The 22,389-nt window shown below is 43.6% G+C and carries 19 protein-coding genes; 7 read left to right on the top strand and 12 right to left on the bottom strand.

Features of this window, described 5'->3' with window-relative positions:
• Positions 1–35: 35 nt before the first annotated feature.
• Positions 36–2,303 (bottom strand): ATP-dependent DNA helicase, encoded by a 2,268-nt coding sequence (locus AAEO50_RS04930; RefSeq protein ID WP_341981133.1) that lies wholly within the window; start codon positions 2,301–2,303, stop codon positions 36–38.
• A 110-nt stretch (positions 2,304–2,413) separates the two neighbouring features.
• On the opposite strand from AAEO50_RS04930, the gene AAEO50_RS04935 reads away from it, so the two are divergent.
• The gene (locus AAEO50_RS04935; protein WP_341981101.1) at positions 2,414–3,016 is read left to right on the top strand and encodes a YczE/YyaS/YitT family protein; all 603 of its coding nucleotides are present in this window, start codon (positions 2,414–2,416) and stop codon (positions 3,014–3,016) included.
• Positions 3,017–3,112: 96 nt separating this feature from the next.
• Here the strand turns inward: AAEO50_RS04935 and AAEO50_RS04940 are convergent, their stop codons facing one another.
• A complete protein-coding gene (locus AAEO50_RS04940) occupies positions 3,113–4,081 on the bottom strand; it encodes an acetamidase/formamidase family protein (protein WP_425383154.1) in 969 nt (322 codons plus the stop codon).
• A gap of 17 nt (positions 4,082–4,098) precedes the next feature.
• Positions 4,099–5,148, bottom strand: coding sequence for a hypothetical protein (locus tag AAEO50_RS04945; RefSeq protein ID WP_341981103.1), 1,050 nt, complete (start codon positions 5,146–5,148; stop codon positions 4,099–4,101).
• A gap of 245 nt (positions 5,149–5,393) precedes the next feature.
• Between AAEO50_RS04945 and AAEO50_RS04950 the strand changes: the two genes are divergently transcribed.
• The 3 genes from AAEO50_RS04950 (at position 5,394) to AAEO50_RS04960 (ending at position 8,061) form a co-directional block, all read left to right on the top strand.
• A complete protein-coding gene (locus AAEO50_RS04950) occupies positions 5,394–6,332 on the top strand; it encodes a glycerophosphodiester phosphodiesterase (RefSeq protein ID WP_341981104.1) in 939 nt (312 codons plus the stop codon).
• Between the two features lie 206 nt (positions 6,333–6,538).
• Positions 6,539–6,865 carry a cyclic-phosphate processing receiver domain-containing protein gene (locus tag AAEO50_RS04955; protein ID WP_341981107.1) on the top strand — a complete coding sequence of 109 codons (327 nt, stop codon included), beginning with the start codon at positions 6,539–6,541 and terminating at the stop codon, positions 6,863–6,865.
• Between the two features lie 122 nt (positions 6,866–6,987).
• The gene (locus AAEO50_RS04960) at positions 6,988–8,061 is read left to right on the top strand and encodes an aromatic acid exporter family protein (RefSeq protein WP_341981108.1); all 1,074 of its coding nucleotides are present in this window, start codon (positions 6,988–6,990) and stop codon (positions 8,059–8,061) included.
• Positions 8,062–8,111: 50 nt separating this feature from the next.
• On the opposite strand, the gene AAEO50_RS04965 is transcribed toward AAEO50_RS04960, so the two are convergent.
• Both AAEO50_RS04965 and AAEO50_RS04970 read right to left on the bottom strand, forming a co-directional pair.
• On the bottom strand, positions 8,112–9,284 hold the full coding sequence (locus tag AAEO50_RS04965) for an acyl-CoA dehydrogenase family protein (RefSeq protein ID WP_341981110.1): 1,173 nt from the start codon (positions 9,282–9,284) through the stop codon (positions 8,112–8,114).
• Between the two features lie 147 nt (positions 9,285–9,431).
• Positions 9,432–10,889, bottom strand: a complete 1,458-nt coding sequence (locus AAEO50_RS04970) for an alanine/glycine:cation symporter family protein (RefSeq protein WP_341981112.1) — start codon at positions 10,887–10,889, stop codon at positions 9,432–9,434.
• A gap of 184 nt (positions 10,890–11,073) precedes the next feature.
• On the opposite strand from AAEO50_RS04970, the gene AAEO50_RS04975 reads away from it, so the two are divergent.
• Complete coding sequence (locus AAEO50_RS04975) at positions 11,074–11,322, top strand: alpha/beta-type small acid-soluble spore protein (RefSeq protein ID WP_341981113.1); 249 nt, start codon at positions 11,074–11,076, stop codon at positions 11,320–11,322.
• A 73-nt stretch (positions 11,323–11,395) separates the two neighbouring features.
• On the opposite strand, the gene AAEO50_RS04980 is transcribed toward AAEO50_RS04975, so the two are convergent.
• Positions 11,396–12,055, bottom strand: a complete 660-nt coding sequence (locus tag AAEO50_RS04980; RefSeq protein ID WP_341981137.1) for a uracil-DNA glycosylase — start codon at positions 12,053–12,055, stop codon at positions 11,396–11,398.
• Between the two features lie 164 nt (positions 12,056–12,219).
• On the opposite strand from AAEO50_RS04980, the gene AAEO50_RS04985 reads away from it, so the two are divergent.
• Entirely contained in the window at positions 12,220–12,642 is a 423-nt protein-coding gene (locus AAEO50_RS04985; RefSeq protein WP_341981114.1) for a pyridoxamine 5'-phosphate oxidase family protein, read from the top strand.
• A 438-nt stretch (positions 12,643–13,080) separates the two neighbouring features.
• On the opposite strand, the gene AAEO50_RS04990 is transcribed toward AAEO50_RS04985, so the two are convergent.
• The 6 genes from AAEO50_RS04990 to AAEO50_RS05015 all read right to left on the bottom strand — a co-directional run bounded on the left by AAEO50_RS04990 (position 13,081) and on the right by AAEO50_RS05015 (position 22,069).
• The gene (locus AAEO50_RS04990; RefSeq protein ID WP_341981116.1) at positions 13,081–14,862 is read right to left on the bottom strand and encodes an ABC transporter ATP-binding protein; all 1,782 of its coding nucleotides are present in this window, start codon (positions 14,860–14,862) and stop codon (positions 13,081–13,083) included.
• The gene (locus AAEO50_RS04995) at positions 14,855–16,537 is read right to left on the bottom strand and encodes an ABC transporter ATP-binding protein (protein WP_341981120.1); all 1,683 of its coding nucleotides are present in this window, start codon (positions 16,535–16,537) and stop codon (positions 14,855–14,857) included. Before AAEO50_RS04995 ends, AAEO50_RS04990 begins: the two co-directional genes overlap by 8 nt.
• Positions 16,538–16,787: 250 nt before the next feature.
• Positions 16,788–18,401 (bottom strand): mechanosensitive ion channel, encoded by a 1,614-nt coding sequence (locus AAEO50_RS05000; protein ID WP_341981122.1) that lies wholly within the window; start codon positions 18,399–18,401, stop codon positions 16,788–16,790.
• Between the two features lie 130 nt (positions 18,402–18,531).
• The gene (locus AAEO50_RS05005; RefSeq protein WP_341981124.1) at positions 18,532–20,706 is read right to left on the bottom strand and encodes a beta-propeller domain-containing protein; all 2,175 of its coding nucleotides are present in this window, start codon (positions 20,704–20,706) and stop codon (positions 18,532–18,534) included.
• A 142-nt stretch (positions 20,707–20,848) separates the two neighbouring features.
• Positions 20,849–21,304 carry a threonine/serine exporter family protein gene (locus AAEO50_RS05010; RefSeq protein WP_341981126.1) on the bottom strand — a complete coding sequence of 152 codons (456 nt, stop codon included), beginning with the start codon at positions 21,302–21,304 and terminating at the stop codon, positions 20,849–20,851.
• A gap of 15 nt (positions 21,305–21,319) precedes the next feature.
• The gene (locus AAEO50_RS05015; protein ID WP_341981139.1) at positions 21,320–22,069 is read right to left on the bottom strand and encodes a threonine/serine exporter family protein; all 750 of its coding nucleotides are present in this window, start codon (positions 22,067–22,069) and stop codon (positions 21,320–21,322) included.
• Between the two features lie 157 nt (positions 22,070–22,226).
• On the opposite strand from AAEO50_RS05015, the gene AAEO50_RS05020 reads away from it, so the two are divergent.
• On the top strand, positions 22,227–22,379 hold the full coding sequence (locus tag AAEO50_RS05020; RefSeq protein ID WP_341981127.1) for a hypothetical protein: 153 nt from the start codon (positions 22,227–22,229) through the stop codon (positions 22,377–22,379).
• Positions 22,380–22,389: the final 10 nt, after the last annotated feature.

A 22,389-nucleotide genomic window follows, 5' to 3' on the forward strand; every position in this document is an offset into this window, starting at 1 on the left:
AAAAAAGACCGCCATGGCGCGGTCTTTTTTGTGTTTTATTTTATGATCTCATAAGGTGTCCATTCATCAGGCAGAAGCGCTCTATACTTTGGTGTTAAATACCTGTCATCAATCAATCGCAGCACCCCATAGTCTTTCTCTGATCGAATCAGCCGCCCCCCTGATTGGAACACTTTGTTCAAACCGGGATATACGAAGGCGTTATCAAACCCATCTTTGCCTTGCTCCCCGAAAAACTGTTTCATAATTTCCTGTTCCAATCCAGGCTGCGGGAGTCCGACACCGACGATGACAACTCCATTCAAGCGGTCCCCTTTCAAATCGATTCCTTCTGAGAAGATACCTCCCAACACAGCCAGTCCCATCACGCGTCTTTCCGTATCGGGTTGAAAACATTGAAGGAATGCTTCTCTTTCCTCTTCATTCATATTCGTTTCCTGAAGGAGATAATCTGCTTCCAGTGAATGCTTCTTCAATTCCTCATACGCTTCCCTCATATAGGCATAAGAAGAAAAGAACACAAGGAAATTCCCTTTGTTATTTACAAAAGCATCTGCAATCGATTGGGCGATTCGCGGCATGGTTCGGTTTCTGTCCTTGTATCGCGTGGAAACCGGATGGATTTCCACCTTCCATTGTTCTTTTTCAAAAGGTGAGGGAATCAGGAAGCGATAGTCTTCATCCCTTCCTCCCAGCTGCTGATAATAATACGAAAATGGATGAAGGGTAGCTGAAAAGAAGATAGAGGAATGATAGGGTTTTGTCACTCCTGCTATCAATCTGGAAGGATCGATGCAAAAGAGTTTCACTTTCAAATCATTACCGGAAGAATCAAGGACAAAACGGTGTTCACCTGAGTAAAGCCTGGAGATACGCACAAAATGCAAGGCATCAAAATAAAGCTGCAAGAAACTCTGTGACCATTCATTCCCCTGCTCTCCTAAACACTTCTCTGCAGTTTCTACAAAAGCTTCAATTTCCGGTGTAAGCTCTTGATCACTCTCAGTTTTCCATTCCCCCTCGCCTTTCATTTCTTTATTCAATGAAAGAAAATGCTTGTTTACAGCGTTAATGCTCTTCTTTAAAGCATCGTGTCCGCTATGAAGATTCTTCACCTCAAGAAAAGAGGATTTGGTTATAGAAGCCGAAAACATTTCCCTTCCCCTGTTGACCAGATTATGCGATTCATCAATCAAAAGTACAGTCTTTTTCTTGCTTTCCTCGCTTAATCTCTTCAAGGATACTTTCGGGTCAAAGACATAGTTATAATCGCAAATCACTCCGTCGACTAAATAAGAAAGGTCAATCGAGAACTCGAACGGACAGACCTTATGTTTCACTGAATATTGCTCGATAACCTCCCGGGTCATAACCGTTTCATGACTGAGGATGTCAATGAGGGCACCGTTAATCCGGTCGTAATACCCATCTGCAAATTCACAATAGTCTTTTTGGCATTTGGTTTCTTCTTTAAAGCAGATTTTGTCCTTTGCCGTAATCGTGACAGCAGTAGAATGAAGCCCTTGTTCTTCAAGCAGGGACAGTGTATCCTCGGCCACCGTTCGCGTAATCGTTTTTGCCGTTAAGTAGAACCACCTCTCCGGTCCTTGACCGCTCATTGCTTTAATTGCCGGAAAAAGTGTGGAAATGGTCTTTCCGGTGCCAGTCGGAGCATTTGCATAAAGAGATTTTTCTTCGCTGATGGATTTATAAACCGCCCCGGCAAGCTGCTTTTGTCCTTTTCTGAATGCCGGATACGGGAAAGAAACCTCAGAAATGCTATTTTGATACTTTTTTCGATTATTCAAAATCACCTTTGCAAATGGGGTAAAAGCAAGAAGTGTGTGCCGGACGATGTCTTCCAGATCTGAAATGGTATATGTCCTTTCCAGGATTTTGACTTGTTCTGTGTCTATTTGAATATAAGTCAGCTGCACATCGATGAGTTCGAGATTTTTTTCTTTAGCCAGCAGATAGGCGTAGCACTCGGCCTGAGCCCAGTGAACGCGGGCACCGTTTTCTATATCAGACAGTTTTTTAGCAGTGGATTTGATTTCATCGATTTTCACTTTATCTTCATCATATAAAATACCGTCGCAGCGGCCTTCCAGTACGTAAGAAATCTCATCTGAAATGATTTCACCCTTCAGGAATACCTCTTTTTCATCGCCTTCTCTATAGCCTTTCTGTAATAGCTGATGCAGTTTCGTTCCGATCGTCATAGAAGAACGGGCTTGAAATTTCAAATCGATGCTGCCTTCTTTATAAACGAATTCGACCAGCTCCCGGACTGACACCTTCACCTTTTCCAAATGCCTCACCTCGCTTTCTTTTTATAAAGACTTCTAACTTACCGGGACAACTCATACAGTGGAATAGTATTTTAATTTTGGAATTGGACGGAGGAAATAGAATGAAAGTAAGATTCGCCTTTTACTGCTTCGGACTCATTTGTCTTTCTTTCGGAGTCTCTCTCATCATTAAAGGAAACCTGGGAGCAGCTCCATGGGATGCACTGGCCGTGGGGGAGTCTTACTTATTGCATCTCAGTATCGGGACATGCATATTTCTCAACGGCTGCATCCTTATCGTCCTCAATGCGCTTTTATTAAAAGAAAGGATACAATGGCTCGCAGCGATTTCTATATTTATCATCGGGATGCTGGTGGACTTTTGGATAGAAACCGGCCTATCGCACATCGAGCCTTTCAGCTTTATCCAAAAGCTTTCTTTTGTGATCACAGGGATATTGATTCTCGGCATCGGCATAGCTATCTATATGCAGGCGAAGCTTCCTTCCAGCCCAATGGATATGTTTATGATCGCGATTCACAAGCGCTTCGGCCTCAACCTTCGCAATGCACGGCTCCTAAACGAAGCGATCGCCATCACCCTTGCCATACTGGTACATGGAGCAGTCGGCATCGGGACTGTCATCGTCGCCTGCACCCTTGGATTCATCATTCATTTCTTCTATCCTATCATGGAACATATGTACGGTAAATGGAGTAATTAAATTGTAGGCATTCACCCAGTTTCCACAATCAAAAAAGAACTATCCTTATCACAAGAATAGTCCCTCTTTTAAGGTAATAAAAAAGAAAAATGGCTTTTATTTTCTTATTGCCCCATGCGGCAAGTGTGCATGGACCCCTTTAACACCATTAACAGTTTGGGTGATACGGAGATTGACAACTAAGCTTGCTAAAGCCATCGCTTCCTTTCGTTCCATTTCTAACAGCTCCATCATTAATGAGAGCATCCCATCTAGAGCAATCATAGTCGCTTCATTCAAATCTTCATCAAAACCCATGGTAACCCAGCCAGTAGGGGTTTTGGCCCTGGGGAAATCAATTTTCACATCATCGCGAACACTGAGCGTCAAACTTACGTGCTCCATGGGGCATTCCAATGCTGGTGAAGCTACTTCTCCATCACCTTGCACCGCGTGTCCGTCACCAACAGAGAATAAACCACCTGAAACCGAAATCGGCAAATAAAGCGTACTCCCTGCAACTAATTCTTTACAATCAATATTTCCACCGCAATATCTAGGGGGAGATGTAGAGTGAATTCCTGATTCATCTGGGGGCATCCCCATAATCCCCATAAATGGCGACATAGTTACTTGATGACCTTTATTGCTTGTACCAACCATTTGTTCCGTATCCAACTGCCAGTTAAGGTGGTATTCTTCCCCTTCAGCCAGTCCTAATCTATTATTATTTTCAGAAGGGAAACCTCCCGCAGATGTCCACCCCCAGCTTCCAGGGCGAATATCGTTAATTTGTATCTCCAACGCCATCCCTGGTTCGGCACCATTAATCGAGATAGGACCAATCATGGCATGCCCTTGGTCTATCGGATTTTCTCGGGGTTCGAACCGTTTACGCTGACGGTCTTTACGATGCGGCTCTAATCCCCATGCTGCTTCAAGTGTTGAAATGTGAAGTGTTTCGCCAGACTCAATGGTAATAATCGGTTCAAAATCTTTCGAAAATGAGCCATGTAAGGTAGATCGCTCTGGTTTTATAGTATGAATTTTCACTTCAAATTCACTCCTATTTAAATGATTTGTCAAATATCAACAGAGTTCTTTCACATGACTCGCCCTTTAAACTTTAAGTCTACTGGCTTTAGGTGGTTGTAATCCCCTGAAAGGATTTTTTCAATGTCTTTAATACTGTCCTGTACAGAAACCTGTTCTCCTTTAATGCGTGTGAATTCTTCTGCAACATGAAACGGCTGACTGAGATAGGCTTCGAGTCTTTCTCCGATGGTGTAAAGTTCAAGATCTGCATCAGGTATTTTATCTTTTCCGAGAGAGTTTAATAGAACCCGGATTTCTTTATAACGTCTGAGCAGTTTTTTCGCTTTGCGATTCGCAGAAGTATGACGAACTTCGAGGCTGTCCTCTTCCACTAATATTGAAGTGGATTGAACCGGGTGGATAGCCGGATAGATGCCGCGGCTGGCCAAGTCGATGTCGAAATAGCACATCGTTTCAAGAGGGCCATAAGGATCATCTTCATCCACTGCCGTACCGCTAGGATCGAATAATATCGTTGTAATATCAGGGTAGCCCCCCGCTTCGAACCGTTCTCTCAATTCATAGAGATCTCCGGAAACCACAAATGAGCGGTCAACCTGTAATATGACCTTTTCTTTGTCCTCTCTCAAAGACACTTCTGCGAATGCATCCTCAATTGAATGCACCTTTGCGTCCACAAATCCTTCGATGTCACTCAACCCTATGATTTCATGATCCGGTGTCAGCAAGATTGTTTCAAAGCCTTTTCCTTTTAAGTTTTGAGTAATTTCCGCCAATACGACCAATTGTCCGACTTGTGCCCTTGCAACAAACCCATTAATACCGCCTTTCACAATTGGAGCAAATAAATCAATTGGCTTAATTCCCGTTTCTATCATGCTTAATTTCCCTCCTTGAATTATTAATTCATCCAATGAACAATTGGCGAGATTGGCCAAAGTGACCAATGTTCTTACTTCTGCGCGGCCGACCGATATTTTACCGGTACAAAGATTTGAGACTGTTGCGGGTCTAAGGCCTACTGCTTTTGCGGCAGTTGTCAAATTAGGGACCCGGCGGCGAAGCAATGAAACATTCAATGATAAATTATCCTGCATATGAAAGCGCCTCCTTACTTTATAAAGTAATATATTTTACGCTGAAACACAATAAATATTTCTTTAAAAAGTAATTTTTTTACTCTTAAAAGGAAATATGTTTGAAAATAGACACAATTATTAAAATTTGGTGTTTCATTTCAATAAAAATTAATAAGAAAAACCATTCATGTCCGGATGCCTTTCATAATAAATATTAAGGAAGAAGAATTCACTGAACTACTCTAAATAAAGGATGACAGTCTATGAACAATCTTAATTCCAGCCCTCGACTTCCAAAAAGGACCAAACCATTCATATTGATTTCATGTATCCTTTTTACGGTGATTTTCTTCAGCATCGCTTACTTCATGCCGGCGGGAAAGGGACAAACCCCTCTATTCTTCGACAGCGGATATAACAAGCCGCTTGTGATCGCTCATCAAGGCGGCAAACATCTGGCGCCAGGCAATACAATAGAAGCTTTTCAGAATGCTGAAGAACTGGGGGTTGATGTGATTGAAACAGACATACATATCACCAGGGACGGTCATCTTGTGGCCATTCATGATCCTACGGTTGACGCTACTACAGATGGCAAGGGGTTAGTGGCTGACTATACGTTAAAGGAATTGCAGCGGTTAGACGCCGGCTACACGTTCCAGGATGCCAGCGGCGAATATACTTACCGGGGAAAGGGTATATATATCCCTGCGCTTGAAGAGGTATTCCAACGTTTCTCCCATATGCGGATAAATATCGAGATAAAAGATGACAATCCACAGGAAAGATTGGATGAAATAACGGAGAAATTGATGGAGTTGATAGAAGAATACGGAATGGAGAATAACGTTCTGATTGCTTCTTTCGACCAGGCCATCATCGATCGATTTCAAGAAAAATCCGACGGCCGTGTAGCCGTCCAGGGAGGGACCCAAGAGGTTAAGAAATTTGTTATTCTGCACAAGCTTTTCATGAGGAATTTTTATAGGCCTGCCATAGATGGATTTCAGCTTCCGCTGCAAAAAGGAGAAGTGGACTTAACGGACCCCGTATTGATCAGCGGGGCTCACCGCTTAAATCTTCAAGTTCATTATTGGACAGTGAATGATCAAAAAACGATGAAACGGCTGATCGATGCCGGTGCTGACGGAATCATAACGGACCGGCCCGACTTGCTTTTGGAACTCCTGGAAAACAGATAAAAGGGATAGGAGCAGGGAAGATGCATTTTTTCTACAAAAATCCTTCTCAGCTCTGAAGCTTCAACAGATTTTCTACATAAGCATACAAAGCATTTATCACACTTTTACAATAACTTTATGCAACCAATAGCTCTTTATACCTATATAAGTATATCCTCCAGTCTGTTAGGGTTGAGATAAGTCAAATCAACGAAAGTAGAATAAATATGACAGTAAATGTGTTTTTAGATGATTATCGACACTGTCCCCAAGGCTACATTCTTGCTAAAGACATCGATGAATGTATCGACCTGCTAAAGAGGTATGCTATCTCTCACCTTTCATTGGATCATGACTTAGAAAGCAAAACGAGAAATGGACTTATGCTCGTGCACTACATGGTTAAGCACCAATTATTTGCTGAATCCATCACGATTCACTCGGCAAACTCTGTTGCTGGTAAGCAAATGTACAGGTATTTGAAAGAGGCTCAAAATGAAAACACGATGCCTCGGTCAATCCGTATTTCATTACGGCCATTACCTCTTAGATAATTCATATTTAAGAACTGTTCATTGGGAGCAGTTCTTTTTTGTTTTTTTAACCTTTTTTCTTTTCCGAATGATTTTCTTTATAATGAGTGGAAAGAGGTATTTTCCGGAAAGGGTAGTAGATAATGAATTTCCTTAAAAAGTTCAGGTTTGCGGGTGGAAGAATTGCTAAAACTGGAATCGCGGTATTCCTGACGGCTTTTGTGTGCGAACTATTGAATTGGCCTGCAATGTTTGCAGTGATTACGGCGATTGTGACAATCGAGCCTACAGCTGCCGATTCAATTAAAAAAGCATTTATACGTTTTCCAGCTTCTGCTATCGGTGCTTTATTTGCTGTAATCATTTCTCCATTACTTGGTGATCACGCGATAACGTATGCGCTCGTTGCCATTTTGACGATCATTACTTGTCATAAGCTGCGGCTGGATGCCGGGATACTTGTTGCGACTTTGACTGGAATCGCCATGATTCCGACGATTCATGACCATTATATTGCAACATTCTTTATAAGGCTTGGAACAACCAGTTTGGGTCTGATCGTGTCTACCTTGGTAAATCTGTGGATCTTACCCCCCAATTACTCACCTATGATCAGCAGGAATATTCATGACCTGTACGTGAAAACGGGGAATTTATTAGAAAAAAGAGCGAATGAGATCCTTCAAGGCCACTCTTTGCATCGTGACACCAAGCTGATTTTTAATGACACAACCAGTGAAATTGATAAGACAAATACGCTTTGTGAATATCAGAAAGAAGAAATGAAGCTTCACCGTTCAAGCCGTAAAGAGCTGCGGCATTATCATTATCATTTCAAGAAGCTGAACCTGCTGCGGCAAATCCACTTTCACATCGGAAATCTTATTTATCTTCCTGTCCAGAAGGAATCCTTCAGCCGGCAGGAACAGGACAAGATCCTTCAGTCTGTTCAGTCACTTAAGAACATCATGCATCATCCTTCTTATGACATGCAGGAGGGACATTTCATTTTGATGAAGGAACTGCTGCAAGAATTCTGGGAGGATCACGATGAGCTGCACACCAAGCCGATTGAATCGATCAGGCAGCATTTTTCCTGTGAAACCATTTTGCTTTACGAATTGCTCTCCATTCATGATTTACTGGAAGAGCTAAATGAACTGCATGTTCTTGAGAAACAGCATGAAAACGTGTTGGAAAAAACATTGCAAATGTAAAAAAGATCGCTTGGAATTTTTTCTCCCAAAGCGATCTTTTTCAACATTTATTAATCGTTTAACGCTTTCCCTGCAAGCATGGATAAGACCATGTCATCCATCGGCGGATTATGGAGACCGGCTCTCACATCACGATAGTAACGCTGCATGGGGTTTGACTTGAACAGGCTTCTGGCACCAACAATTCTCATGGCAGTGTCCACTATCTGAAAGGCGCTGTTCGTCACGATATGCTTTACAGAAGCAAGTTCTGCTGCCATTGTTGAACGCTTCTCCGGATCCTTCACCCATTTATCGGCGACTGAATACAGAATCTGCCTTGCTTTAAAGAGTTCCAATTCGATTTCGCCGATCTTTCTTTGAACCTCGGGCACTTCCTTTATGGGACCCGGCAAGCTGTTGGGAGAATACACCTTGGCAAAACGGATTGCTTCATTCCTGGCTGCAATCGCAACACCAATATAGCAGGCGGGGATATGAAGCAGCCAGGCTTTCGGAAGTTCTTTTTGCTGCCCTGAAGGTTTGACGCTGTCGCGTTCTACCAGCGAGCCGGGAGAAAGAGTTACATCGTTAAGGACCAAGTCATCACTACCAGTCCCCTTCATCGCAATTGTATCCCATGTTTCTTCAATCAATACACCATCTAAAGAATGGTCTACCAGAAAGAACCCTTTCTCTTCGGTATCCCCTAGCCGTGCTGATACCAACGAATAATCCAAGGCTTTAGCCATCGAAGTGAAGGTTTTTCGCCCTGTTAATACCCACCCCTTCTCCGTTTTCACTGCTTTTGTTTCGGGCAGGCCGCCGCGTGTAGGGCTTCCTGTTGCAGGTTCTGTTGCTGCACGATTAATCAATGCATGGTCTTGAACTACTTTGGTACAGAGGCTTTTAAAAGTTTCTTTTTTCCACGGACGATTTTCCGTGAGTTCCATTATACCGCCCAAATGCCACCCGATTGATAGCGAAGTAGCTGCATCACCTGTGGCCAGCCTCTCCTGAAGCATCACCAGCTCATACAAACTGATTTCTTCTCCTCCATATTCCTTCGGCACACTCAATGATACATAACCGGCTTTCTTTAAATCAGAGAAATTTTCAAAAGGGAATGCCTCTTCCCGATCATATCTTTCAGCACGGGCAGAAAACGTATCAGCAAGCTTCCCTGTTAATTCAAGTAATTCACGCTGACGATCATTTTGAATAAATGGTTCATATAAGTCCAATGGGGTCCCTCCTTCGATCGAATGAGCTTTCTTATATGATAATCAATCTTATTTCAGGACTCAAAGATTTTGTCCCACTAAACCTATCAGAATAAAAACAAAAAGAACCTGCTGCATGATATAGCATGCGGCAGGTTCTTCTTTTAACTAAGAAGCACTTTCTTCTTTTTCCACTTTATATTCCTGTTCCCAATACTCAGCGTTTTTGATACCGAGTTTTGTGGAGTTAAATACTGGATCAAGCCCCTGCTTCTTTTGTTCTTCGTAATCTTTAAGGGCACGAAGCGCAGGTTTTGCAAGAATCAGGATGGCAATCAAGTTCAGCCATACCATGATACCAAGGCCAATATCCCCAAGTGCCCAGGCAAGTGCCGCTTCTTTGACAGCTCCGTAGAACGTGACTCCAAGCAGAACAATTTTAAGCAAGAAAATGGCAGGCTTGGCGTTTTTGTTTTTTAATAAATACGCTACATTTGTTTCAGCCATATAGTAGTATGCCATAATCGTTGTAAAGGCAAAGAAGAATAGTGCGATCGCTACAAATCCGGCACCGAATCCTGGAAGAACCGATTCAATCGCAGCCTGTGTATAAGCAGGACCCGCCTCCACTCCTTCCAAGTTCGTGACGATTGCAGTCCCGTCAGGCTTTTCTACGTTATAGGCACCTGTGAAAAGAATCATGAATGCCGTTGCCGAACATACAAGCAAAGTATCAATGTAAACAGAAGATGCCTGCACAAGCCCTTGTTTCGCCGGGTGAGAGACTTCAGCCGCAGCTGCATGGTGAGGACCCGTACCCTGACCTGCTTCGTTGGAGTAGACTCCGCGTTTTACACCCCATGCAATCGCGCTTCCGATAATTCCACCGAATGCTGCGTCTGCACCAAATGCACTTCTGAAAATAAGAGAGATGACAGCAGGAATCTCTCCAATGTTCATTCCCACGATCACTAAAGCCAAAAGGATATAAGCAATCGCCATGAATGGCACAACATAGGAAGCTACACCGGCAATCCGCTTGACTCCCCCGAAGATGATCACGGCAAGAAGAATAACTAACCCAATGCCAGTCACAGACGTATTAACACCAAATGCATTATCAAGACCCTGTGCGATGGAATTCGATTGAATCCCCGGCATCAATACCCCGATCGCAAGAAGTGTGGCCAATGAGAATAAAACTGCGTACCATTTCCAGCCGATTCCTTTTTCAATATAATAGGCCGGACCCCCTCGGTACTCCCCATCCTGTTTTACTTTATAAATCTGTGCAAGCGTCGATTCAATGAAGGCACTGCTCGCCCCGATAAACGCGATTGTCCACATCCAGAAAACCGCACCAGGGCCGCCAAATGCAATGGCAGTGGCAGTCCCCGCGATATTACCCGTTCCAACACGGCCTGACAGCGAAAGCGCCAGCGACTGGAATGAGGAGACCCCTGCTTTCGAGCTGTTCCCTCTGAACATCTGCAACACCATGTCCTTAATGAGACGCACCTGCAAAAACCTTGTTAAGATAGAAAATAAAAGACCTACACCTAAACAAAAGTAAATCATGACGGGTGACCAAAGAATACCCACCAATTTGCCTACGAATTCTTCCACAGTGTTTCCCCCTTTTTCCCTAAAAATTATCTAACTATTAAGAATTATATTTTATTTGACACAAATTAGACAATCTTTTTTTCTCCGTGGAAAATCCGTTATACCTAAAAACCCTTATATAACAAGACCCGGCCTGTATAAAAAATTTTTTGGGGCAGTCTAATAATGTAAAGGAGGTTTAAACATGTCGAGACGAAAACTGTTAGTGCCAGAAGCCCGGGAAGCAATGGATCAGTTGAAAGCAAAAGTATCCGGAGTGAACGATCCAAAAGAAGCAAAGTTCGAAGCCGCCAGAGAACAGGGAATCCCTCTGGATCAAGGGTACAATGGGAAACTGACATCTGAACAAGCCGGTAAAATCGGCGGAAGGATGGGCGGGAATATGGTCAAGGAATTAGTGAGGATGGCACAGGAGAATTTGAATAAAAAGTGATAGAGTTTTTCGTTCCACAAAATTTTTTTGCCTGACCTGGATAGTTAAAAAGGGCGAAACCATTTTTATGGTTTCAGCCCTTAGTATCTCTTTTCAAGATTTTCTTCAGTTCATCCAAATCCTCATACACTTTTTCAAGCAGTGAGCGGTTATAAAAAATGGACGCGGGATGAAAGGTCGGAAAAATGGAGTATTCTTTTTCGCTAAGCGTCCACTCATTGGTTTCCATATTCTTCAGCTGACGCACTGGTGCTTGGAGCAGCTGCCCGTGCACCTCTGAAATTTTATATTTTTTTCCTAACAGCCTTTGCAGCCCGATGTTGCCAAGAGTCACAATTTGCTTCGGGTTAATATGCTGAATTTCATAATCGACAATGGGTGCGTGGGCTGTCTGCTCTTTTACATTCGGTGCCCGATTGTATTTCTTTTCTGTGAATTCACCATTCGGACCCGCTTTTTTAGGAACTATTTTGTAAGGTCTGCTTCTGACGGTCGACGTAAAGTAGATATCCTCTCTTGAAACACCGAGGTAGTCAAAAAACTCATCCAGTACCTTTCCTGCCCTTCCGCTGAACGGAATACCATTATGAATTTCAGTTTCCCCAGGCGCTTCTCCGACAATCATGATTTCAGGGTTCTCCGGACCGCGTCCATAAACGAATCCTTCACAATTATAAGGCTCCATTCTTTTCTTGCAGCGTTCAACCAAATCCTTCGGCAGCACATTCATCATCCTTTTCACCATAGCCCGTCCCTGGCCGCGTTAACGCGGCTTGGGACGGGCCTCTGTTTTATTTAATGTATACCCAAGCCCGCCACTGATTTACACATTCGTATGTTTAGTTCTAGTTTGCTTAAGGAATAGTATGGATATACCGGAATAAGGAGATGGCAAGGATGAACCAAACAGAACTTAAACAGCAAATTGTGAATGTGCTTGAAGAAAGCAAAGTTGGTACGCTTGCAACGGTGAAAGGCAGCAAACCGCATTCCCGTTACATGACCTTCTTCAATGATGATCTCACCCTTTATACGCCAACAAGCAAAGAAACCCATAAAACGGATGAAATCGAGAGTAATCCAAATGTACATATCCTTCTCGGCTATGAAGGAGAGGGCTATGGTGATACGTTTGTAGAAATCCAAGGAAAGGCATCGATCGAAGAATCCAAAGAGTATAAGGACAAACTGTGGAACGATCATATGGAAAAGTGGTTCGACGGAAAAGATGATCCGAATTATATCGTTTTAAAAATCAAACCGGATACGATTCGATTGATGAATGACGACGAAGGATCTCCTCACACACTTCAATTATAAAGTTGACAATTCGAGGGTCACATGTTATATTTAGTTATTGTTAACTTGTGACATAATTAAAACGACTAGAACAGATAATCTGTAATTCTATTCTGTTTTGATATGCAACTTATTCACACTGGATCGGCTTCGGAGCCGTTAGGATGTAAGAGAGGTAGGGCTTACGTCGTTTAGGTTTATCAAACGACTCAAGGAATTGCCCGCGGCTGTTTATTATCTGAATACGTTTAAAGATATAAATATATTACTTGTGATGTTGCAAGTTACAGAACATGCCTTTTCCGATAAAAGGCATAAATCGAGGGAGTACTGACAGGATAATCAGCCCTCACTCAAGTTAAAAGCCCCCAAGGCCTCGAGCTTTGGGGGCTTTGCCAATGTAAAGCGGAGGCCCGCACCTCGCCGCGTTAAAGCGGTGAAGGGACGGACCTTCGTTTTTTAACTGCTTTCTTTTAATTGACTGTGATAGAGTCCATGATAAAAGCCTTTCTGCCTCAGGAGCTCTTCATGCGTCCCTTTTTCGATGATTTGCCCTTGATCGAGGACAAGTATTTGATCGGCCTGACGTATCGTATTGAGCCTGTGGGCGACGACTACCGATGTCCGTTCCCTCATTAAGTTTTTTAGAGCATCCTGGATCTTTAGTTCAGTGATGGTATCGATACTTGAAGTGGCTTCATCCAGGATCAGGATCGATGGATCGGAGAGGATAGCCCGCGCAATCGACAATAATTGCTTTTGCCCCTGACTAATGCCGCTGCCGTCGTGCCTAAGGACCGTGTCATATCCTCGTGGCATCTTCTCGATAAAAGAATGGGCGTTCGCTAATTTTGCAGCCTCCACCACTTCCTCATCGGATGCATGAAGTCTGCCGTAGCGTATATTCTCCAGAATGGTCCCTTGGAAAAGAAAACTGTCCTGAAGTACAAATCCCAATTGCTTCCGAAGGCTTTTACGCGTAATCGCCTCGATATCCTGACCATCAATAAGGATCTTCCCTTTATCAAGCTCATAAAACCGGGACAACAAATTTGTAATTGTCGTTTTGCCTGCACCGGTCGGACCGACAAGCGCCACCGTTTCCCCAGGGCTGATTGAAAACGAGACATCCCGAAGAGTGGAATCACTTTTCCCATAAGAAAAGGATACTTGCTGAAAATCAATCTTTCCAGCCAATGTCTTTATTTCTACTGCTTTCCCTTCGTCCCTCGCTTCTTCCTCTTCATCAATGATCTGGAATACACGCTCCGCCCCTGCAATGGCAGATAACAATGTATTGTATTGATTGGCGAGTTCATTGAGCGGACGTGTGAACTGACGGGCATATTCAGCAAAAATGACAATCACCCCGATGGTGACCATATCATTTAGTGCAAGAACCCCTCCTACACCAGCGATCACCGCAAAGCTGAGATTGTTCAACATGTTCATTAATTTCGGGATAAACCCCGAATAGGTATCCGCCCAATAAGCTGCTGTACGGAGTTTTTTGTTCTTCCCTTGAAATTCTTCAATCGCCGTCTCTTCACGCGAAAATGTTTTTATGATGCTATGTCCGGAAATCGTTTCTTCAATATATCCATTCAGCTCACCGATATTATGCTGATATTGCTTAAATAATGGGCCCGTCCTTTTTGTGATCCACTTCATGCCCAGCACCATGAGCGGTACAATCGTAAGTGTGATCAACGTCAGCAGAGGACTGAGCCACAGCATGACCGCAGCCGTTCCAGCAAGTGTCAGTACACTGGAGATGATTTGGATGAATGAACTGTTCAACGTATGACTGACGTTATCGATATCATTGGTGACCCTGCTCATTAACTCCCCGTGCTTTCTTTTATCGAAAAAAGGAATCGGCAGCAGATGAAGTCTATGAAACAAATCTTTTCTCAGGCGGTAGACGGTGTCCTGCGCGACTCCAATCATCCAGTAATTCTGATACCAGACTGACACAGAGTGAAAGATATAGACAATAACCAGGCCTGCAAGAAGCCCGATGATTCCAGAAGTTTCTTTCGTGACAATGTATTCATCAATCGCCATTCCCACTAAAAATGGACCGAGAAGCGATGCCGCAGAGCTGATGAGCACCATTACGATGACGAGATAGAGCAAGCCTTTCATTTTTGAAAGATACGTCCACAACCTTCTCAGAGTACCTTTTGTATCACTCGCCTTGTCGTTCTTGCCGAGTTTCTTCCTCATATGCCTAGACATGGTGCACCTCCCCGAATTGAGATTGATAAATTCGTTGATATAAAGGGGATTCGTTCAGAAGGGTTTCATGAGATCCGTTTCCGATCATCACTCCATCTTCGAGCAGCAGGATGGTGTCCGATTCCATCGCTGTACTGATTTTTTGGGTAATAATGATGGTCGTGCATTCATACTTCTTGATCGCTTCGAGCAATTTTGCTTCCGTTTTCAAATCAAGTGCACTGGTGCTGTCGTCCAGGAGAAGGATTTTAGGCCTTCTGATAAGCGCACGGGCGATCGAAAGCCTTTGTTTCTGCCCCCCCGATAGGTTCACTCCTTTTTGCCCGAGCGTTGTGTCATACCCGTCCTTGAGGTCTCCAATGGTGTCATGGATTTGAGCATCCTTTGCTGCTTGGATTATGTCCTCTTCGGAAGCTTCTTCTTTTCCCCATAAAAGATTTTCCCGCACCGAACCTGAAAACAGGACCGCTTCCTGCGGAACATAACCAATGCCCTTTCTTAAATTCTCGAGAGTGATCGACCGAAGAGAGTGACCGTCTATCTTTATTTCTCCTTCCGTCGTGTCATAGAGTCTCGGAATCAACTGAAATAAAGTGGACTTTCCTGAACCGGTCGCCCCTAAAACAGAAACGGTCTCCCCTGCTTTCACTTGAAAAGAAATATCCTGCAGAACCTGCCCTCTCGTTTCCGGGTATCGGAATGAAACCCCGTCGAAAGTGATTCCCCCTCTGGTGACTATGTTTCCAGGCTCAGCCTCATCTCCATCTCTTAAATCAACCTCGGTATTGAGGACCTCTTCCACACGATCAGCTGATGCACGCGCTCTTGAAAAGCTTGTGATGATAAAAGAAAAGATTGAAAATACGGAGGAAATCCTCGTGGCATAGGTTACGATCGCCACCACTTCACCAACTTTGGCACCGCCGGTATTCACTTCAATGCTTCCAACCCAAAGCACGATCAATATGGACAGGTTCATCACCAGCATCAACAACGGCATAATGATTTCCATGAATCTCAAAGCACCCACCGTTTTGTTCTTCAAATCCTCGTTGGCGACGTGAAATCGTTTTTCTTCATAATCTCCTCTTGTATACGCCTTGATCAGCCGGATACCTGAAAGGTTTTCTTTCATCACTTCATTAACCCGGTCCAGACGCTTCTGTACTTTCTCAAATAAACTCCATCCCCGTTTGAGAACCCATAGCAAAAACATCCACAAAAATGGAATCACAATAACTAAAACCAGGGCAAGCTTCACATCGACAATCAATGCCATAATGGTCGCCCCGATGACAAGTAAAGGAGCTCTCAGCATGATCCTCAAGCTCATGAATATCGTATTCTGAAGCTGCCTCACATCATTCGTCATCCTCGTAATGAGAGAGGATGTCGGCAGCTTATTGAAACTGGCAAACGAAAACGACTGGATTTTCTTATATAAACTTTCCCGCACATCGTAACCGAATCCCTGGCTCGTATGGGCAGCAAAAAAGGAATTCGTAACACCTGAAATAAAAGAAAGGAACGACATGCCAACCATAATCCCGCCCCATAAAAGCACTACATCCAGATTTTCCTTCATGATCCCCTGATCAATGATTTTGGCCATGAATAAGGGATTCAAAAGCTCCACTGCAAGTTCTATAAGCATTAACGTCCAAGCAATCCCCATCGCCCACCGATAAGGTTTTAAAAAACTGATCACCCTCAAAGAAACACACCCCTCACGCTCTCGTTCTTATCATATGTATATAGTAATAATGATATCGTTTTTTTATGACAGGTGGTAGTTTGGAGAGTTAATTTCCGGAAGGCACGAGGAGTTTCCCTATAAAGTTCCACGTGAAACGGCAGTCTGCCATATAAAAAGAACCGCGCAATCCCATGCCAGGGTTGCGCGGTTCCTTCTAACACATATGTTATTACTGATTGTATGGTGGGATATTGTCGTCTCCGCCTAAATCAGGTGTATCATTCATTGTTTTGTTTACCCTTTTGTTTCTAGGCATGTTTTTTTCTTCTTCAATCTTGCGGTCTAACTTGGAAAGGTATTTAGCGGCAAACTCTTTCCCGCCAAGTCCAAATGCCAGTCCAAATGCCAATGCCAGTCCTCCCAGGATGAGCATAAACGCGATGTTGACGATCGAGTCCGCAACTTTCAATTGGTCGAGTGCCATAAAGAAGCTCAGTGCAATAATGGCATACTTCGTGATTGTTGCAAGGACCTGGAAGTTGTCGCTTAGTACGTTAGACATGATATTTTTAACCAGATTACCAAGGTAAAGCCCTGCACCCAGAATGATGACTGCTGCCAATACATGCGGTAAGTACGCTAATACGCCAGTAGCCAGTGCTACAAGGAAATCGAGCTTAACGATTTGCAGTGCTTCGACTGTGAATAAGAATACGATGATGATTTGAACGATTCTTCCAACCAGACCTGAAAGGTTCATATAGGAATTCGCTGGTGTATCCAGCGTTGTATCCGCTGAGTTCTTACGCCCGATTCCCATCTTGCGAAGAAGGGAATTGAAGCCTACTCTGTTCAGCAATCGTGATACTAAGGCACCTGCCCATTTTCCTACCCAGATTCCTGCAAGGATCAGGACAATCGCCACTGCAATATTTGGAAGCATCACCAATACAGTGTTCAGCATATTGATCGCAGGTTCAGAGATTCCTCTGATGTCGAGCTGATCGAGAGCTGAAATCGTAACCGGGATCATGATAAGAACAAAGACAATGGTACCGATCACAGAAGATACCGTTGTTCCTTGGAAAAGCTTACTGATGCCTAAACGTTCAGCCGCTCTTTCAGTGCCGAGTGCCGCTAAAAAGTTAGTGACAATGTCACGAACGATTTTCGCTACAAACCAGCCGACAATAAAGATGATCGCAGCGGCGAACAATTTTGGAATAAATGCAAGGAAGCTTTGAAGCATTTCCGTGAATGGCCCTGAAACCCCTGCAATGTTAAGAGCAGCCAGTACACCCGGAAGGAATACTAAGAGGACAAGATAGAATACAATTCGTGCTGCCGTATAGACGTAACGATGTACATCATTTTCGTCATTGGCAAGCTTGGATTTAAGGATTGCACGCTTCACTGATGGTCTGCTTCCCAATTTTTCAATCAGGACTTTAAGAATTGACGCAACCACCCAGGCAAGTAATAAGATGAGTGCTGCTTTCAATACATTCGGAATGGCTGCCGCCATCGTAGTCAGCATCCCTACCAGTGGTGATGCAATAAAGTTCAGATCTAGCATATTGAAGAAAGCTATAAAGACAAATACTAGAAGGATAAAATAAACGATTTTACTGATGACTTTCTCCGATGTCCATTTCCTTTCCCCATTCGGCTTTCCAAAATAGAGCCTGTCATCGAAATGCACTCGCTTCAGAAGGCCGTAGACAGCTTTTTCTACTGCTTTCGCAATGATCCAGCCGACCAATAATACGAGTAATGCCAGAAGAAGATCTGGTAATTTTCCTAAGTATGAGTACCATTCTTGCGTGATATTGTTACTATTCATTCAGTTTGCTCCTTTCAATTTTGAAATCTCTAAAGCTAATACTTAATGTACCCAGAGATTGATTTTCAAAACATTCGTTAAGAAAACATAGAAACAGCCTCCAAATCCCCAGTGGAGGCTGTTCATCGAGTTATTGAAGGAGCAATGAGCTTTCTTTTGTAAAATCATCCAAAGAATATGAATCAATTTTACTATTCGATAAGGTATATACGTAATCATCTATATATAGGAGACGCTGGATATTATTTTCCCAAGTCTCATAGATCTCTTTTTGCCCTTTATCATCCCCGGCTAATTTCGCTTTCAACTCAATTCCTTTTTCAGGCGTGATTTCATAAAGAAGCGCCCCCTGGTAGTCGAATACCTGCTCATACTCACTTCCCTCTTTGTCATGATAGACAGAGATGGGAAATCCATACAGATTCCGTGCAGGCTCATGAAAGAGTGCTTTATGGTCATCGAGAAGATATGAATGGGTCCCTCTCCCTCCGATGATTTCTGTGTCTGCTTCCTTCGGATTGTGGAAATCGGTTATATCAAATAATGAGATTTTCATCCCGCTCCGTATGATCCGGGGCTCCTCATTAAATGATTTTCCGTCATCCATGATTTTCGTATCGAATCCGAAACCGATCAAATGGTTTTCGTCGATTGGATGAAGATACGTGCTGAAGCCCGGGATCTTCAATTCTCCTAGTACTTTCGGCTGTTCCGGATCCGCTGTGTCGATGACAAACAGGGGATCTACTTGTTTAAAGGTGACGATATATGCCTTGTCACCCATGAATCTCACAGAATAGATCCTCTCCCCTTTCGCAAGGTTCGTGACTTCACCAGTTTTCTTCATGTTTTCATCTAAAATATAGAGTGCATTTGAAGAAGGTTTATCGTCATTCCACACTTCTCCATCAGTCGTTGCAATCCGGAAATAACCTTCATGCTCATCCATGGAAAACTGATTCAATATTCTTCCCGGCACTTTGCCTGATGCCTTATACGCAATTTCTGAATCTTTCACTCCAAACTTATACACTTCCGTACTTGATACATCCCACCTTGAAGCATCTTCCATCTTATCTACAGCTATATATAGATTTTCTTTCGACATGTAAATGGCATTCCCGCTCCCTAAATAGGTCTGAACGTTAAACCCGGCTTTGGGGTTCTCAATGTCCAGTGCTGCGATCATGGTATAATTGGGCTGCTCCGACTGCGGAAAATACTTGATGCGTGTGGCCGGAATCGCTCTGGCATCTTCACCTTCCAAACTATCCATCACCCTCGGTCTTAAATCAATCTCTGGATTTTTGCCGGCAAGCCAATAATCAGGATAGAGGTTGGATACAAAATAAATGGTGCCCTCTATTTTCCTGGAGGTCATATAATGTCCTTCGACAGCCACCTTCCTTATAAGAGATGGATTCTTTTTATTGGAGACGTCATATATCATCGCGACTGTAGAGCCATTGATCGGGCGCGGCATGGTTTTCACGGCAGCTTCAACCGCTTCATGGGACCAGCTGTTCCCAAGGACCACAACCTTGTCTTTATCTAAAAATAAATGCAGAGGCTGGATGTTTTCTTCAAATTTCAATTTGGAGGTGATTTCCATGCTGTCTGCCGGAACTGCTTTAGAAATGACAAGCTCCTGATTCACCACTTGATACATATACGTCCCATCTGTTTTGACGATATCCCCTTCGTCCACTCCTTGAACCTGATTATTCGTTTCCGAGTGGCCGGAGCCTGAACCTTCACCACCACCTGATGTGGCTTTATCTTCAGATGATTCAGCCTCACTTCTTCCAAAAAGACTGAATTTCTCGTTTTTCTGCTCCACTTTTTGTTTCTTTATAATCGTTTGAAAATATTCGGTCAGTTCTCTCTTAGAGGCGATGGATGGGATATCTTCCGTGACGGCAAAGGTCAACTTCGTATCTCCGCCATAGGAGAAGCCTAAATTCGTTTTGACTCCAGAAGTGATGGAAAGGATGAAATGACGGGGTTCTTCTGGATAACCGGCATCAGGGGGGTGTATATGAAGTGTTTTACGATCCCGGCTCAATTCGTAACGGACCTCGACAGGATTACCGTCCGAGTCTGACACCTCAATGGTTTCATTGTTGATGGTCGTTTCTTTTACCGGATCAGAGAAATGCAGACTCCAGGAGTTTTCATCCATCACAACCAGCCTGCCATCCACACTTCCCTCTGCAACGACTGATGGTTTCTGCAGATAAAGAAACACTCCGATGGCCGCACACAACACTACACCTGCAAGAATGACAAGATACAGCTTTTTCATAGGGTTGACCCACCTTTTATAAGCTATTTTCATCATTAGACGAAGAGTGTGGAAAAAAGTTACAATCTTCACTTCATAAAAGGAGCCGGGTCTTCCTTCGCACAAAAAACAGACCCCGTCCCCAAGGTCTGCCTATCTCCGATTACCACATTCTACGTGCACTCGCGTTAAGTCTGGCGTTTCGTATAATTTGATTGATGACTTCTGAAAAGATGAGTCCGACCGCGATCGATCCCGAAATCATGAAGGCTTTCGCCGCAAGATTGATCGCTGCATTATAATCATTTTGAACAAAGTTCCTCATCGCATCATAGGCAAGTCCTCCGGGTACGAGCGGGATGATTCCCGCTACACTGAAAATGATCACGGGTGTTTTATACATTTTGGCAAATACCTGGCTTATGACCGCTACGACAAATGATGCCAGAAGTGTTGCGAGGACCGCATCCGCTTCATTCAGAATCATAAGCATATAAATGATCCAGCCCAGCATCCCGACGATACCGCATTTGAACAGGGACTGCTTCGGTGCGTTAAAGATGATGCCAAATGCAGCCGCAGCGATGAAACTTGTAAGTAGATGTTCCAGGAAGATCATTCCCTATTCACTCCTTTATATCAAGGTAAAAACAACCGCGATGCCGGTACCGATCGCAAAAGCGGTCAAAAATGCTTCCGCTCCTTTCGATAGTCCCGAAACGAGATGACCTGCCATCAGGTCACGGACGGCATTGGTAATGAGCAGACCTGGTACAAGCGGCATGACAGAACCTATGATGATTTTATCCAGTTCCTGCCCGGCCCCGAAATAAACAAAGCCGAAGGAAAGAATCCCGATGATGAAAGAAGCAAGGAATTCCGCGAAGAACTTGATCGGAACGAGGCGATGTAAATAAACGACACTCATATACCCCACCCCTCCAGTAATAAATGCGGGGATAAAATCATCCCAGGTACCCAAGAACATGATAAGAAAACATCCGCTTGCAATGGATGCAGCAAGCACCTGAATCAAGAAGGAATAAGAATGATCCGCCTTCTCTAGCTTTTCAAGTTCACTGTACGCCTCCTCCACGCTATACTGACCCTGGCTGATTTTCCTAGAAATCCCGTTTACCAGCGTGACCTTCTCAAGATCCGTCGACCGGTCATTGATGCGGATCAATTTCGTCTTCGTCGGTTCATCAGTTTCGATGGAAAAAATGATTCCTGTCGGCGTCACATAGCTATGCGATTCTTTAATGCCGTAGGAAGCTGCGATCCTCATCATCGTATCCTCCACACGGTACGTCTCTGCCCCGCTCTGGAGCATAATCTTTCCTGCCAGCAGGCAAACCTCCATTATGTCGTACCTTCGTACCATTTTTGCTTCCACACGAATCTCTCCATACACATATCGATTTTTGAATAGGTCTAGTTTATCGGAAAAACGTGCCTGTAAGCAATGAGGAGTGTGAATTAATTTGGATTTTTGGATGGATGAGGGGATTTTCACAGTTTTTGGTCGGGACGGGGGAAAAATGAGTATCGGGGAGTGGGTTCGGGATGGGGTATCTGCCATTTATTTGATTTATCTGCCGTTTTTCTATTTTATCTATTTAGCCCCTTTACTCTTTTGGACACCTACTTCTAAAGATATTAAGATAGAAGTATCAAAGGAGGAGCCAAAATGAGTAAACGAAA

The organism is Rossellomorea oryzaecorticis (genome assembly GCF_038405515.1).
GTDB lineage: Bacteria > Bacillota > Bacilli > Bacillales > Bacillaceae_B > Rossellomorea > Rossellomorea oryzaecorticis_A.